We start from the raw sequence: 14,369 nt of genomic DNA, 5'->3' as shown, positions 1-14,369 counted from the left end.
CGTCTCTTCCAGCTACCGATGTGGATGCGAGAAGAAAGAAAGGCTCCACTTTCCTATTTACAAATGAAACGGTGATGCAAAATGAGTTTTGAAGGACAAAGTATTTTACCCGCAGTGAGATCGATGAAAGATTTTGACAAAATGCTCAAAACGTCATTCCAATACGGAGTCTTTCTTGACCTCCACGTAGGGATGCTCAAAAGTGTATTTGACTATGCTAAAAAGGAAAAACGGAATATGTTCCTCCATCTGGATTTGATCCACGGCTTATCAAGTGATGAATATGCTACAGAATATATCTGTCAGGAAATCAAGCCGTACGGGATCATCTCCACCAAAGGGAGCGTGATTAAAAAAGCACGTCAGAGGGGGATTTATGCCACCCAGCGAATATTCGTCATTGATTCCAGTGCCATGAAAAGGAGCATTGAACTCATTCACAAGACGGACCCCGACTACATAGAGGTGCTTCCCGGGGTAGTACCTAAAATTATTCGTGAAATAGGCGAAAAGACGGGTAAACCGATTTTTGCAGGTGGTTTGATTGATACCGTGGAGGAAGTAGAGGCATCCCTTGAAGCCGGTGCCACGGCCATCACGACCTCCAATCTCGATCTTTGGAAATATTATGATAGAAAAAATCTTAATAACTGATTGACAACGCTTCCATGTTATTTTAATATAGGGATTAAGTTAATAACCAGTGAATGAGACCTAAGAGACTCACAAGATTTTTTCCGTTTATAACCATTATAAAAGGGATATTTCTGTGGGTCTTTTGTCTGTGAACTGGTTGTTCCATAGACAAATTGTTATACCAGAAGTTGAAAGCGGAATCAATCAAAGGGGTAACGGGGTCCAACGTCTATGGAATTGACTTATACTATCTTGTTGGAAAGAAGGGGTATTATGTCTCCATTTTTAGCTGAAGTGTTGGGAACTGCACTGCTTATCGTATTCGGTGCAGGGGTATGTGCCAACGTCAATTTAAAAAAATCATTCGCTTATAACTCCGGATGGATCGTCATCACATTCGGATGGGGCTTGGGTGTTGCTATGGCTGCCTATGCAGTCGGTCAATTCAGCGGAGCCCATTTGAATCCGGCTGTAACATTTGGACTTGCCTTTAACGGGGACTTCCCTTGGAGCGACGTGCCGATGTACATTCTTGCTCAAATGATCGGTGCCATTATCGGTTCTGCGATCATCTATCTGCATTTCCTTCCACACTGGCATGCAACAAAGGATCCGGGAGTTAAGTTGGGCGTGTTTGCAACAGGTCCTGCAATCCCACATTATTTCTCGAATATCTTAAGTGAAATCATTGGAACTTTCGTCTTGGTTATAGGATTATTGACAATAGGGGCGAATACATTTGCAGAGGGATTGAATCCATTCATCGTCGGATTCCTGATCATCGCTATCGGTATCTCGCTAGGTGGTACCACTGGATATGCGATCAACCCTGCACGTGACCTCGGTCCACGTATCGCTCATTTCATCCTGCCGATCCCGGGTAAAGGGTCATCCAACTGGGGCTACTCATGGATTCCGGTTCTTGGTCCGCTATTGGGTGGATCATTCGCCGGTGTATTCTACAAAGCATTCTTCAGCGGATCGATGACATCGGCGTTCTGGATCATCCTTGCCGTGATGGTTGTAGTATTGGTACTTGCCTACATGGCAGACAGGAAACAATCTCTTGCTGAAAAAGCTGCATTACTAGCAGACGAAAATTGAATGGAGGAACAAAATCATGGAAAAATTCATTCTCTCCCTTGACCAAGGGACAACAAGCTCAAGGGCAATCCTTTTCAATCAGAAAGGTGAAGCGGCCCATACGGCACAAAAAGAATTCACACAGCATTTCCCGAAACCAGGCTGGGTAGAACACAATGCCAATGAAATCTGGGGATCGATTCTTGCCGTCATTGCAAGCGTTTTATCTGAATCAAGCGTAAAAGCAGAGCAAATCGAAGGAATCGGAATCACAAACCAGCGTGAAACAACAGTGGTATGGGATAAAGAAACAGGCGATCCCGTATATAACGCAATTGTTTGGCAGTCAAGACAAACGGCTGGAATCTGTGATGAACTGAAGGCCCAAGGATTGAACGACAAATTCCGGGATAAAACCGGATTGCTGATCGATGCATATTTCTCCGGGACAAAAGTAAAATGGATCCTTGATAATGTTGATGGGGCCAGGGAAAAAGCTGAAGCTGGAAAACTTCTATTCGGTACGATCGATACGTGGCTCATTTGGAAGATGAGTGGTGGAAAAGCGCATGTAACGGATTATTCCAACGCATCCCGTACGCTCATGTACAACATCTATGATCTTGAGTGGGACAAAGAACTACTTGATATCCTCGGGGTTCCTGAAAGCATGCTGCCAGAGGTAAGACCGTCTTCTGAAGTGTACGGCACGACGATTCCTTACCATTTCTTCGGACGTGAAATCCCGATCGCAGGAGCTGCAGGGGACCAGCAAGCAGCCTTGTTCGGACAAGCTTGTTATAATGAAGGAATGGCAAAGAACACTTATGGTACAGGTTGCTTCATGCTGATGAATACTGGAGAGAAGGCTGTGAAATCTGAGAACGGTCTGTTGACGACACTTGCATGGGGAATCGATGGTAAGGTCGTATATGCCCTTGAAGGAAGCATCTTCGTTGCCGGATCGGCAATCCAATGGCTTCGCGACGGTCTTCGCATGTTCAACAACGCAGCAGACAGCCAGGCTTATGCAGAACGCGTTGATTCTACGGATGGCGTGTACGTAGTTCCTGCTTTCGTAGGTTTGGGAACACCATACTGGGATAGCGATGTCCGCGGATCTGTATTCGGATTGACGCGCGGTACATCCAAAGAGCATTTTGTCAGAGCAACATTGGAATCCCTTGCGTATCAAACGAAAGATGTCTTGACTGCAATGGAAGCCGATTCCAACATTCCCCTGAAGAAACTCCGTGTAGATGGTGGAGCAGTCAAAAATGATTTCTTGATGCAGTTCCAAAGCGATATCCTGGACGTCCCCGTCGAGCGTCCGGTCGTCAATGAGACAACGGCCCTAGGTGCTGCCTACCTTGCAGGACTTGCCGTTGGATTCTGGAAGGATCAAAATGAAATTTCTCAACAGTGGAACATGGAGAAGCAGTATGATCCGGATATGGAACAAGAAAAGCAGGAAGAACTTTACAACGGGTGGAAAAAAGCCGTTAAAGCAACTATGGCTTTCAAATAAGATCAACCTGTGATATAATAAACTCAAGTTAATAAAACGGTTAGAGACCAAGAGAGACCATTTCCACATTTATAGAGATTATTTCTATAATGCTGGTTTTGGTCTCTTTTTTTATGGTTAAAGTATAAGAGAGATTACTCATTAACCGTTCACAACCATACATTCTAGGAGGAACCACTTATGACTTTTTCCAGCACGCACAGACAAGAAGTGAAAAATGCATTAAAAAATGAACACTATGACTTGATCGTAATCGGTGGGGGGATCACCGGATCAGGTATTGCTCTTGATGCTTCCAAGCGCGGTATGAAGGTTGCGCTTGTAGAAATGCAGGATTTTGCTGCAGGGACTTCCAGCCGTTCTACCAAGCTTGTCCATGGTGGTTTGCGCTATTTGAAACAATTCGAAGTGAAAATGGTTGCAGAGGTCGGAAAAGAACGTGAAATCGTGTATGAAAACGGGCCACACGTCACCACGCCTGAATGGATGCTGCTCCCGATGCACAAAGGTGGTACATTCGGTAAATTCAGCACATCCATCGGTCTTAAAGTATATGACTACCTTGCAGGAGTCAAACGCAGTGAGCGCCGGACCATGCTTTCTGTATCAGATACATTGACGAAAGAACCTTTGGTGAAGAAACAAGGCCTCAAAGGTGGGGGATACTACGTAGAATACCGGACAGATGATGCTCGTCTGACCATCGAAGTCATGAAGGAAGCCATCGCTCACGGAGCAACCTCCATCAACTATACAAAATCCCAGCGTTTCATTTACGACAACAAGAAAGTCGTGGGAATTGAAGCGGAAGATCTGCTTACCAATGAAACGTACGAGATCCGAGGAACAAAAGTCGTGAATGCTGCCGGTCCTTGGGTAGATGATGTCCGCCATAAAGATTACAGCACGAATAATAAACAGCTGCGCTTGACTAAAGGGGTACACCTTGTCATCGACCAAAGCAAATTCCCGCTTCGTCAGGCTGTGTACTTTGATACTCCGGATGGCCGCATGGTCTTCGCGATTCCGCGTGATGGGAAAGCGTACGTGGGTACAACAGACACCATCTTTGATAAAGATAAGGCTCATCCGTACATGACATCTGAGGATCGCGATTACATCATGAATGCTATCCACTTCATGTTCCCTGATGTGAACATCACCAACGATGATGTAGAGTCAAGCTGGGCTGGTGTACGACCGCTGATCTTTGAAAAAGGGAAAGATCCTTCAGAAATCTCACGTAAAGATGAAATCTGGGAAGCCGAAAGCGGTCTGATCACCATTGCAGGTGGTAAATTGACGGGATACCGCAAGATGGGTGAAACGGTTGTAGACCTTGTGGCAAAACGATTGAAGGAAGAAGCGAAGCGCAAATTCCCAGAGTCCGCTACCAAACATATGCCGATCTCAGGTGGGCATGTGGGTGGATCCAAGAACTTCCCTGCTTTCGTCGATGAAAAAGCGAAGGAAGCTGTACGCTACGGTCTATCTGAAGAAGAAGGACGCAAACTGGCCACCATGTACGGCTCCAATGTAGATCAGCTGTTCAAACTTGCACATGCGTATACTGGAACTTCAGGAGACAAAGAAGTACCCGCTTCCCTTTATGCTCAACTGCTCTATGCCATCCAGGAAGAGATGACCGTAACGCCGGTCGATTTCTTCATCCGTCGTACGGGCGCATTATTCTTTGATCGTGCATGGGTCGTCAAGTGGCACGAGCCTGTAATTGAAATGATGAATGGATTGCTCAATTGGACGCCTGAGCAAAAAGAGAAATTCACCAACGATCTGAAAGTCGAATTGAAGAATGCTGTCGTACCAATCGATCAGCAGTAATATGCTTAGAATTATAAAAAAGGTCATGTGTGTTAAAGACTTTGACAATCCGAGCGTCTCATTACTCTAAATAAAGCTTTATTGCTTTAAATGGATATTGAACGCAGGGGGAAAAGTCTTTACCATTAAGAATGAAATTGACCCTCATAGAAAAGAACGGTTCCCGCGATGGGAGCCGTTCTTTTTTTGATATACTTGAACACAAAGGGAGGGATCGTATGAATCACAAAGTAGCCATCGTGACAGGGAGCAATAGCGGATTCGGCCTTCTAACGACGGTAGAGCTCGCGAAAAGTGGATTCAGAGTGATTGCCACCATGAGGGACACCGCCAGGAAAGAGGAATTGCTGAAGAGAGCGTCATTCTTGCACGTTGAAGACCGTATTTTCATCCAGGAACTCGACGTAACCTCTGCATCGTCCCTGGAATCGTTCAAGGAGTTCCTGAAGTCTTTGGATAGAATAGACGTGCTCGTGAATAATGCAGGATTTGCACAGGGTGGGTTCCTTGAAGAAGTATGTCTGGAAGAGTTCCGTCAACAATTCGAAACGAATGTTTTCGGGGTGATCGGGGTGAGTCAGCTTCTCTTGCCTTATATGAGGATGCAAGGCAGTGGGAGAATCATCAATATCGGCAGCATCAGCGGTCGGATTGGTTTCCCCGGTCTGAGCCCTTATGTATCATCCAAGCATGCGCTGGCTGGCCTTTCAGAAAGTCTGAGACTCGAAGTGAAGCCATTCGGGATCGATGTCCATCTGATTGAAGCAGGCTCATATCAAACAAACATCTGGACCACTGGAAAGAAAATTACAGAGCGTTCCCTTCATTCAACATCACCTTATCATGCACAAATGAAAAAGCTGAATGCCCATTTGGTTGAAGCAGGGGCTAAGTATGGGGACCCCCGGAAAGTATCGGATTTGGTCGCAAGGATCGCCACTGGCCGTAGTCGAAGATTCAGGTATGCAATCGGAAAAGGTACTGGTGTGACAATTTTAATTAAATCGCTTTTACCATGGAAGGTCTTTGAAAGGATCATGCTTCATATACTAAGGTAATATACCTTCCATATTCCTTATAGAAATGGTGAAAATTTCATGATAAAATGAAAAACGTGCAATATCCACTTCTTTATAGTGGAGAATGAAACAGACTACTACATAATCGAGAAGGAGAGTATCAAATGATCAAGCGTACAGGGGAAGTAACAATGGGGATTTTCGGCATTATTTTCTCATTTGGTTTTACCATCATGGGAATCATGGCCAATGTCCTTTTAAGTAATCCCGACTTTGTAAGAGGAATGGAGGAAGCAGAAAACGATCCTCAATTTCAGGCGGACACTGGTGGGATGAGTGTGGAGGATATCATGACGATGATTGAAGCATCCAGTACTTATCTGATTATTTTAGGGATTGTCGCTTCCATTATTGGTTTGCTTGCGGTCATCTTCATCACAAAGAATCGAAAGCCTGTTCTTTCAGGAGTACTATTCATCGTTTCGGCCTTGATTATCGGTATTGGAACGTTCGGTGCCGGATTAGTACCAGGGATCCTATATTTGATTTCAGGCATCATGGCCCTTGTCCGCAAGCCAAAACCGATGGACACGGCACTTTAATTTTCACAGTAGAGCATCCCTTAAAGGGGTGCTCTTTTTTCATCCGATCCCAAACCATTCAATCAAACCGCCAAATATGGTAGCATAGAGAAGGAAAGACCTTTACCAGCACTGGAGGAAGAATCATGAACCGATTGGAACAATTCAAAGAATGGCTGCAACAAGAACAAATTGATGCAGCATTCATCAATTCAAGTGAAAATGTATTTTACTTAAGTAAATTTCTAACTGACCCACATGAGCGCCTCGTCGGGGTCTTTGTATTCCCTGAAGCGGAACCATTCGTTGTCGCACCGGGAATGGAAGTACGCCAGGTGAAAGATGCCGGGTGGCCATATGAAGTGATCGGATACTCCGATCATGAAGACCCTTGGGATTTTGTTGCAAAAGCTATGGAAGAGCGGAACGTCCAAGCCAAAAAGGTGAGCTTCGAAAAAGAAGTGGTCACCTATGCACGAAGTGAAGCGTTCCTCAACCTCTTTGACGCACCTGAAATCGTCAATGCTGAAGACCGGTTGAATGACATGCGCGTCTGCAAATCTCCTGAAGAGATCGAAATCATGAGGAGAGCAGCGAAAATGGCCGATTATGGTGTGGAAATCGGAGTCGCTGCCCTTAAGGAAGGGATCTCGGAAATGGAGGTCCTTGCCACTATCGAGTATGAACTAAAGAAACAGGGTGTACGTGAGATGTCTTTCGCCACGATGGTCCTTTTCGGTGAAAAAGGCGGGGATCCCCATGGAAATCCAGGAGACCGTAAACTCAAGGCCGGAGATCTCGTCCTTTTTGATCTAGGCGTGGTACTTGATGGCTATACGTCTGATATTACTAGAACCGTTGCATTTAAATCTATTTCCGACAAACAAAGGGAAATATACGAAACGGTATTGAAAGCAGAACTTGCTGCCCTTGAAGCAAGCAAGCCAGGCAACCGTGTAGGGGATCTTGATTCAGTCGCCCGTGACATCATCACAGATGCAGGATATGGAGAAAACTTCCCACACCGCATCGGCCATGGTCTTGGCATCAATGTCCATGAGTTCCCTTCCATGAGCCATACCAACGATGGGATCCTTCGTGAAGGAATGACCTACACCATCGAACCTGGAATCTATATTCCTGAAATCGGCGGTGTGCGAATTGAAGATGATGTGCTGATCACAAAGGACGGCTGTGAAACGCTCACATCCTATCCGAAGGAACTGCAGATCATTGAATGACCTTTTACCAGCAGGTAACACCCTGCTGGTTTTTCATATTTATCTCAGCGCTGCATGATATAATAGGAGGAAATATTCCATAAGAAAGGATAGGCCGATGAAACTTGTAATTGCCGAAAAACCCGATCAAGGTGCCACATTGGCAAAACCTTTCCCCCATAAGAAACGGCAGGGATATATCGAGATCCAGCCAAACCCGATTTTTCCGAACGGAGCCTATGTGACATGGGCCGTAGGACATCTGCTTCAATTGAAGTCTCCTGAAAAGTATGAATCATCATGGAAAAAATGGTCCCTCGATACCCTCCCCATCGTACCCGACCGCTTCCAATATGAAGTCCAACGCAGCAAAGCGAAACAGTACAATGTCATTAAAAGTCTCCTTCAAAAGGATGAAGTGTCTGAAATCATCCATGCGGGAGATGCAGGACGGGAAGGAGAACTGATTGTCCGCAATATCACCACCATGGCAAAAGCCAGGAAACCGATGAAAAGATTGTGGATTTCTTCCCTAACGGAGAAAGCCATTGTGCAAGGGTTTCAGAATCTGAAAGATGAAAGTGAAACGCGAAGTCTTTACCATGAAGCCTACTCAAGGGCATGCGCAGACTGGCTTGTCGGTATGAATGCTTCGAGGGCCTATAGTCTCCTCCTGCAGGGGCAGGGGATGTCGGATGTCTTTTCAGCGGGAAGGGTCCAGACCCCGACTCTTGCTTTGATCGTAAAAAGGGAAGAAGAGATCGAACGATTCAAAAGTGAACCATTCTGGGAAGTGAAGGCCACCTTCAATATGGATGGCGACGTTTATGAAGGAATCTGGGTCAAGGATGGGAACACACGCATCCAGTCCAAGGAGATGGCTGAAAAAATTGCCGCCTTCTGCCAAAAGGGCAGTGCCCGTGTAAAAGAAGTGAAGACAGAGAGAAAAGAATTTGCACCACCGATGCTTTTCAATTTATCCTCACTGCAGGCTACCATCAATAAAATGTATAAGTACTCTCCTAAAAAAACACTGGATATCCTTCAAAAGCTTTATCAAAAAGGAATCGTTTCATACCCACGATCCGATTCTCAGCATGTGACGAAAGGAGAAGCGGAAGCATTCCCGGAAATCCTCGCTAAGCTGAGGAAGTTCAACCCATACTCCAAATGGATCGGTGAATCACCACCCAGCCTCATGAACAATAAACGTTTCGTGAATGACCAAAAGGTATCCGACCACTATGCCATCATTCCGACGGAACAGGTAAAAGATCCCGACAAGCTCACCGAGGAAGAACGGAAAATCTATGATGTTGTGATCAGGAGGCTGATTGCCGCCCATCATGAGAAGGCCATCATCGATTATACATCTGTGTCCACACTGGTAGAGGAGAGGGCGGAGTTTACCTCAAAAGGAAAACAAATCATTCAAGAGGGCTGGAGGAAGGTCATCGTCCCGACTGAAAAAGACAACGACGTCATCCTGCCTCCTCTTTCAGAAAACCAAAAGGGAATGGTGACAAAAGCCTCTGTTAAAGAAGGGAAGACCCAGCCTCCCAAGCGATATACAGAAGGCCAGTTGATCACCCTGATGAAGACTGCCGGAAAACACATTGAAAATGATGAACTTGAAAAAGTCCTGAAAGCAACCGAAGGACTTGGAACGGAAGCTACACGGGCGGGGATCATCACGATGCTGAAAGATAGACAGTACATCTTCATCCAAAAGAATATTGTCTATCCCACCGACAAGGCCAGGGTGCTGATCAGAGCGGTTGGCCCTCATGTACTTGCCTCCGCCGAGATGACCGCCAAATGGGAGCAAAGACTGCAGGAGATTGGAAAGGGACAAGCCTCAGCACCTGAATTCATGGAGCAAGTGAAAAAGCTAAGTGCGAGCCTGGTAAAAAAGGCCACAGAAGAATCAAATCGCTGGGATTTCAACGACCTTGATACATCTTCCATCCAAAGGGAAAGAGGGAAGGGAAAAAGCAGGGTGAAGACCCCGGTCGGCATCTGTCCTAAATGCGGCGGGAAAGTCATACCCAAAGGGAAATTCTATGGATGCAGCGAGTATGGGAAAACGAAATGCAGCTTCAGCATTTCAAAAAAGATCCTTTCGAAAACGATTCCTCAAGCCCAGGTGAAGAAGCTTCTCAAAGATGGACGTACGGACCGGATTGACGGCTTCAAAAAAGGAGAAAAAGAATTCTCTGCCTATCTTGGCTGGGACGCCCAGGCTAGGAATATACAGTTCCTATTTGACGTAGAATGACGTGTCTTCCATCCATTTCCTCCGGATACCATGATGGTTTGATCGAAAACAATGTTTAATTCAAATGAAAATGGATAAAACATAAGAGAAAGATCAAACTTGGAGGTTTTAATGTGAAGAAGATTTTAATGGTATTGACCAATGCAAGTAAAATTGATGATGAACATGAAACGGGACTCTGGCTTTCAGAGTTTGCTGAACCATATGAAGAATTCACGAATCAGGGATATGGTGTAGACGTGGCCAGCCTTAAAGGCGGAAGGATCCCTCTCGATCCGAACAGCCTTGAAGACGGCGATCTCGTCGAAAAATGGAAGGGTGTAACGAAAGAGCTTGATCAGACCCTCGTCTTATCTCAGCTCAACATGGAGGAATATGTAGGGATCTTCCTTCCGGGAGGCCATGGTACGATGTTCGATCTTCCAGACAGTCCTGAATTGAAGTCGGCGCTTGCTCATTTCGCTGACAACGATAAGGTGATCGGCGCTGTATGCCATGGACCGGCAGGGTTTGTCGGAACGAAGCTTTCAAATGGTAAGTGGCTCGTGGAAGGGAAGAACATGACCGGATTCACGAATGAAGAAGAGCAACAGACAGGGCTTGACTCACTGATGCCGTTCCTTCTTGAATCCCGCCTTCGCGAACAGGGAGCGAAGTTTGAAAAATCGGCACCGTGGAGTGACTATGTCATAACGGATGGTAAATTTATTACCGGACAAAATCCTCAGTCCAGCCAGTCAACAGCAGAAGCGTTCGTTAAAGCATTATCATGATCCAAAAGCCAAGGGGCGTAACCCTTGGCTTTTTTTTGCCCAAACCACCACCTGGATATGTTAAAATTTTCTTACTAATCCAGGAGGGATCATTCATGCACTTCTTGCGGGTCGCTTTACAAATTTCGGGACTGATCGTTCTGTTCGAGACAGGGAAATGGCTCTCAGCCGCTCTCCATCTCCCTATACCCGGAGGGATTTTAGGAATGGGGATCTTATTTCTACTCCTATCAACGGGAGTCGTTCATGATCAACTGTTCGCACAAGGGGCATCCATTCTTTTGAAATATCTTTCGTTCCTGTTCCTTCCTTTGTCAGTCAGTGCCATCGTGCTGATTCCATTCATGGATCTATATGGGTGGAAAATCCTTGTGGTACTCATCACCTCAAGCTTCATAGGATTTGTGGCTACTGCAATCCCTGCTATACATGTCGTACGGAAAGGGAGTGCTTCCCATGACGATGACCGGTGAGGTCGTGGCCATATCCGCCAGTGCGGTGATTTTCCTTTTAGCGAATCTCTTGTATAAAAAATGGACGTATCCGCTCCTGCTTCCAATCTTCACCTCTACACTGGTGATCATCGGGGGACTACTATTCATCGAGCTTCCGTACGCTCAATATGCTGAATGGACCAGAGGCATCACCTATCTTCTAGGACCGGCAACGGTGGCTCTCGCTTATCCCCTATATCACCAGAGGAGATACTTGAAATCCTATGCACTTCCGATCGTACTCGGTTTGGTGATTGGGAGCCTGGCACAGATGACGATTTCGTATTATATGGGGAAATTCCTGCGCCTGCCCGAAGATTGGAACCTTGCCGTCATGATCAAAACGATCACCACTCCCGTCGCACTGGGGGTGGGGGATATCATCGGGGCAAAGATCGAGGTCATCCCATCAGTCGTCATCATAACAGGAATGCTTGGGGCCATGGCCATTATTCCACTTCTGAGAATCCTGCGCATAGACGATGCCATCGTTACCGGTCTGACTTTCGGTGTCACCTCTCATGGAGTGGGCACGGCAAGGGCCCTTAAAGAGGGGGAAGTGGAGGGAGCCGTTAGCGGAGCTGCGATGGCACTGACGTCCATGGTACTATCCGTCATCATTCCTCTTTTGTTTTTCCTTTTTTCCTGATCCTATCGCTTTTAAAAACGTCATCCTTTAGGTATGATAAGGGATGGAGATTATATAAATAGTAAAGGAAGATTGTATGATAGTACGTAATGATGAAGAACTGAATGCACTCAAAGAAATAGGCAGGATTGTCGCGGAAATCCGTGATGAATTGAGGAACCAAACGAAACCTGGCGTGACGACCAAGGAACTCGATGAGATTGCAGGACGCATGTTTGAAGAAGCGGGCGCCCTTTCAGGACCAAAAGGAGAATATGATTTTCCAGGGTACACATGTATTTCCGTCAATGAAGAAGTAGCTCATGGCATCCCGGGCAGCCGGATCATCAATGAAGGGGATCTCGTGAATGTGGATGTATCGGGTTCTAAGAACGGTTTCTATGCCGATACGGGAATCTCATTTGTGGTTGGTCAAGGAGAAGGCGTCTTGACAGAGCTTTGTGAAACGGCAATCAAATCATTCGAAGCAGGACTGCGTAAAGCAAAAGCAGGATCCAAGCTCAATGGAATCGGAAAGGCCGTACACAATGAAGCAAGAAAGAATGGATTCACCGTCATCATGAACCTGACTGGCCATGGAGTGGGGAAATCCCTTCACGAAAAGCCGGATCATGTGTTGAATTATTTCGACCCGTGGGATAACGCTCTCCTTAAGGAGGGGATGGTCCTTGCGTTCGAGCCTTTCGTTTCAACTGAAGCGCAAAACGTGATCGAAAAAGGGGATGGTTGGACATACATCACTCCTGATGGCAGCAAAGTGGCTCAAATCGAGCACACCATCGTCATTACCAAAGGTGAGCCGATCATCCTGACGCAACTATAAAAGAGAGCGATCCTCCTAGTAAAGGGGATCGCTCTTTTCCTGTTTAAACAATTTTGGTTTTGCCGCACTCCTGGCATTTACGGTAGAACTTCCCGTCTTCGACTCTTGATTTGAAGACATTGTTGCCACATTCGCAACGACCACTGTGTTCATCAGGTTCATCTTTATATAAAACGATATTTTCCTCAGACATAACCTCTACCTCCTCACGCTCATTCCTATTCATTCTAATATAAGTCCCCCGTATTGTTAAGACGAATGTAATTTCAATTAATTTACATATACTCCAGAATGCACCTGGAAAACGCTCTCTATTACATTACTGAAATATTCTTGACTTATTATTATAAAGTTCCTGTTATTGAAATGAGATTTTACTATGTTAGTATGGTCACTGTTAGCTAATACAAACTCGCTAGCTACATAAGGAGGAATTTTTCATGAAACTAAAGAAATCGATCATTTCTGTAGCAGCTTTCACCACACTCGCGGTTGCCGGTGGTGCCAGCGCATCAGCACAAGATATCGATGTCAAAAAGGGAGATACGTTATGGGGAATAGCGAAGGAGTATGGTACATCGGTTGATCAACTCAAAAAATGGAACAACATTTCCAGTGACTATATTTACCCTGATCAAAAGCTTACGGTATCTTCTAAAGAATACTACACAGTGAAATCAGGAGACACACTCTGGGGCATCTCTTCTTATTATGGTCTTTCAGTAGAAAACCTTAAGAACTGGAATGCACTGGATAGCGATTTAATCGTTCCGGGTCAAGAGCTCGTTATAAACTTTGAAGATAAATCATCTTCAGCCCCTGTAAATACTTCTGATGAGGCAGCACCTGCCCAAGAAAAAGCAGAGGTAGCTCCAGAAGCTGAAGCACCAAAGGCAGAAGCTCCTAAAGCTGAAGCTCCTAAAGCAGAAGAACCTGCCAAGGAAGCCTCTGCTGAGCCGGCTCAAGAAGAGAGCGTGGCAAAAGAACTTTCAGTGGAAGCCACTGCATATACCGCTGACTGTGCAGGATGTTCAGGTGTGACGGCTACTGGTGTCAACCTGAAGGATAATCCTGATCAAAAAGTAATCGCCGTTGATCCAAGCGTGATCCCACTAGGATCCAAAGTATACGTTGAAGGGTACGGTTATGCGACTGCAGCCGATACAGGCGGTGCCATCAAAGGAAATAAAATTGACGTATTCATCCCTTCTGAAGACCAAGCAAGAGATTTCGGACGTAAAACTGTAACGGTAAAAGTTTTAGACTAATAGAAAGTCAATCAGGAACCATCCAAATCATGGATGGTTCTTTCTTTTTATGGTACCCCATTTTCCTCATTTATACTCTGTTTTATAACAATTACCATTATTACATCTCTGTCATCTAACTGTCATAGAGTTATAAACAGTTTGTTATGGAGATGAGGCATGACTATGTTACTAT

General features: G+C 45.5%; 14 protein-coding genes. 13 read left to right on the top strand and 1 reads right to left on the bottom strand.

The window, feature by feature from the left end; genetic code table 11:
* Positions 1-81: 81 nt before the first annotated feature.
* The 12 genes from AF331_RS05095 (at position 82) to map (ending at position 12,926) form a co-directional block, all read left to right on the top strand.
* Positions 82-654, top strand: coding sequence for a glycerol-3-phosphate responsive antiterminator (locus AF331_RS05095; protein WP_053427058.1), 573 nt, complete (start codon positions 82-84; stop codon positions 652-654).
* Between the two features lie 255 nt (positions 655-909).
* A complete protein-coding gene (locus AF331_RS05090; protein ID WP_053427057.1) occupies positions 910-1,740 on the top strand; it encodes an MIP/aquaporin family protein in 831 nt (276 codons plus the stop codon).
* Between the two features lie 16 nt (positions 1,741-1,756).
* Positions 1,757-3,247, top strand: coding sequence for a glycerol kinase GlpK (gene glpK, locus AF331_RS05085; protein WP_053427056.1), 1,491 nt, complete (start codon positions 1,757-1,759; stop codon positions 3,245-3,247).
* A 180-nt stretch (positions 3,248-3,427) separates the two neighbouring features.
* Entirely contained in the window at positions 3,428-5,089 is a 1,662-nt protein-coding gene (locus AF331_RS05080) for a glycerol-3-phosphate dehydrogenase/oxidase (RefSeq protein WP_053427055.1), read from the top strand.
* Positions 5,090-5,307: 218 nt separating this feature from the next.
* Positions 5,308-6,147: an oxidoreductase gene (locus AF331_RS05075; protein ID WP_053427793.1), complete on the top strand. Its 840-nt coding sequence runs from the start codon at positions 5,308-5,310 to the stop codon at positions 6,145-6,147.
* A gap of 125 nt (positions 6,148-6,272) precedes the next feature.
* On the top strand, positions 6,273-6,710 hold the full coding sequence (locus AF331_RS05070) for a DUF4064 domain-containing protein (RefSeq protein WP_053427054.1): 438 nt from the start codon (positions 6,273-6,275) through the stop codon (positions 6,708-6,710).
* A gap of 125 nt (positions 6,711-6,835) precedes the next feature.
* Complete coding sequence (locus tag AF331_RS05065; protein WP_053427053.1) at positions 6,836-7,930, top strand: M24 family metallopeptidase; 1,095 nt, start codon at positions 6,836-6,838, stop codon at positions 7,928-7,930.
* A gap of 97 nt (positions 7,931-8,027) precedes the next feature.
* Complete coding sequence (locus AF331_RS05060) at positions 8,028-10,187, top strand: DNA topoisomerase III (RefSeq protein WP_053427052.1); 2,160 nt, start codon at positions 8,028-8,030, stop codon at positions 10,185-10,187.
* A gap of 113 nt (positions 10,188-10,300) precedes the next feature.
* Positions 10,301-10,960 carry a type 1 glutamine amidotransferase domain-containing protein gene (locus tag AF331_RS05055; RefSeq protein ID WP_317948693.1) on the top strand — a complete coding sequence of 220 codons (660 nt, stop codon included), beginning with the start codon at positions 10,301-10,303 and terminating at the stop codon, positions 10,958-10,960.
* 95 nt (positions 10,961-11,055) lie between these two features.
* Positions 11,056-11,433, top strand: coding sequence for a CidA/LrgA family protein (locus AF331_RS05050; RefSeq protein WP_053427051.1), 378 nt, complete (start codon positions 11,056-11,058; stop codon positions 11,431-11,433).
* The gene (locus AF331_RS05045; RefSeq protein WP_053427050.1) at positions 11,417-12,103 is read left to right on the top strand and encodes an LrgB family protein; all 687 of its coding nucleotides are present in this window, start codon (positions 11,417-11,419) and stop codon (positions 12,101-12,103) included. The genes AF331_RS05050 and AF331_RS05045 overlap by 17 nt, the downstream gene beginning before the upstream one ends.
* Before the next feature lie 76 nt (positions 12,104-12,179).
* Positions 12,180-12,926, top strand: coding sequence for a type I methionyl aminopeptidase (gene map, locus AF331_RS05040; protein ID WP_053427049.1), 747 nt, complete (start codon positions 12,180-12,182; stop codon positions 12,924-12,926).
* 15 nt (positions 12,927-12,941) lie between these two features.
* On the opposite strand, the gene AF331_RS22710 is transcribed toward map, so the two are convergent.
* Positions 12,942-13,088 (bottom strand): hypothetical protein, encoded by a 147-nt coding sequence (locus tag AF331_RS22710; RefSeq protein ID WP_235576315.1) that lies wholly within the window; start codon positions 13,086-13,088, stop codon positions 12,942-12,944.
* A 278-nt stretch (positions 13,089-13,366) separates the two neighbouring features.
* Here AF331_RS22710 and AF331_RS05035 point away from each other — a divergent pair, with 278 nt between their 5' ends.
* Complete coding sequence (locus AF331_RS05035) at positions 13,367-14,194, top strand: 3D domain-containing protein (RefSeq protein WP_053427048.1); 828 nt, start codon at positions 13,367-13,369, stop codon at positions 14,192-14,194.
* Positions 14,195-14,369 lie beyond the last annotated feature (175 nt).

This window comes from Rossellomorea marisflavi, assembly GCF_001274775.1.
In the GTDB taxonomy this organism is placed as follows: Bacteria; Bacillota; Bacilli; order Bacillales; family Bacillaceae_B; genus Rossellomorea; species Rossellomorea marisflavi.
This window is presented reverse-complemented; position numbering and strand designations above follow the sequence as displayed.

Bases quoted from the DNA above. Each gene is read 5' to 3' on its own strand.
- AF331_RS05070 (WP_053427054.1), top strand. From the start codon at position 6,273: ATGATCAAGCGTACAGGGGAAGTAACAATGGGGATTTTCGGCATTATT.
- glpK (WP_053427056.1), top strand. From the start codon at position 1,757: ATGGAAAAATTCATTCTCTCCCTTGACCAAGGGACAACAAGCTCAAGG.
- AF331_RS05045 (WP_053427050.1), top strand. From the start codon at position 11,417: ATGACGATGACCGGTGAGGTCGTGGCCATATCCGCCAGTGCGGTGATT.
- AF331_RS05075 (WP_053427793.1), top strand. From the start codon at position 5,308: ATGAATCACAAAGTAGCCATCGTGACAGGGAGCAATAGCGGATTCGGC.
- AF331_RS05060 (WP_053427052.1), top strand. From the start codon at position 8,028: ATGAAACTTGTAATTGCCGAAAAACCCGATCAAGGTGCCACATTGGCA.
- AF331_RS05095 (WP_053427058.1), top strand. From the start codon at position 82: ATGAGTTTTGAAGGACAAAGTATTTTACCCGCAGTGAGATCGATGAAA.
- AF331_RS05065 (WP_053427053.1), top strand. From the start codon at position 6,836: ATGAACCGATTGGAACAATTCAAAGAATGGCTGCAACAAGAACAAATT.
- AF331_RS22710 (WP_235576315.1), bottom strand. From the start codon at position 13,088: ATGAACCTGATGAACACAGTGGTCGTTGCGAATGTGGCAACAATGTCT.
- AF331_RS05090 (WP_053427057.1), top strand. From the start codon at position 910: ATGTCTCCATTTTTAGCTGAAGTGTTGGGAACTGCACTGCTTATCGTA.
- AF331_RS05080 (WP_053427055.1), top strand. From the start codon at position 3,428: ATGACTTTTTCCAGCACGCACAGACAAGAAGTGAAAAATGCATTAAAA.
- map (WP_053427049.1), top strand. From the start codon at position 12,180: ATGATAGTACGTAATGATGAAGAACTGAATGCACTCAAAGAAATAGGC.
- AF331_RS05050 (WP_053427051.1), top strand. From the start codon at position 11,056: ATGCACTTCTTGCGGGTCGCTTTACAAATTTCGGGACTGATCGTTCTG.
- AF331_RS05035 (WP_053427048.1), top strand. From the start codon at position 13,367: ATGAAACTAAAGAAATCGATCATTTCTGTAGCAGCTTTCACCACACTC.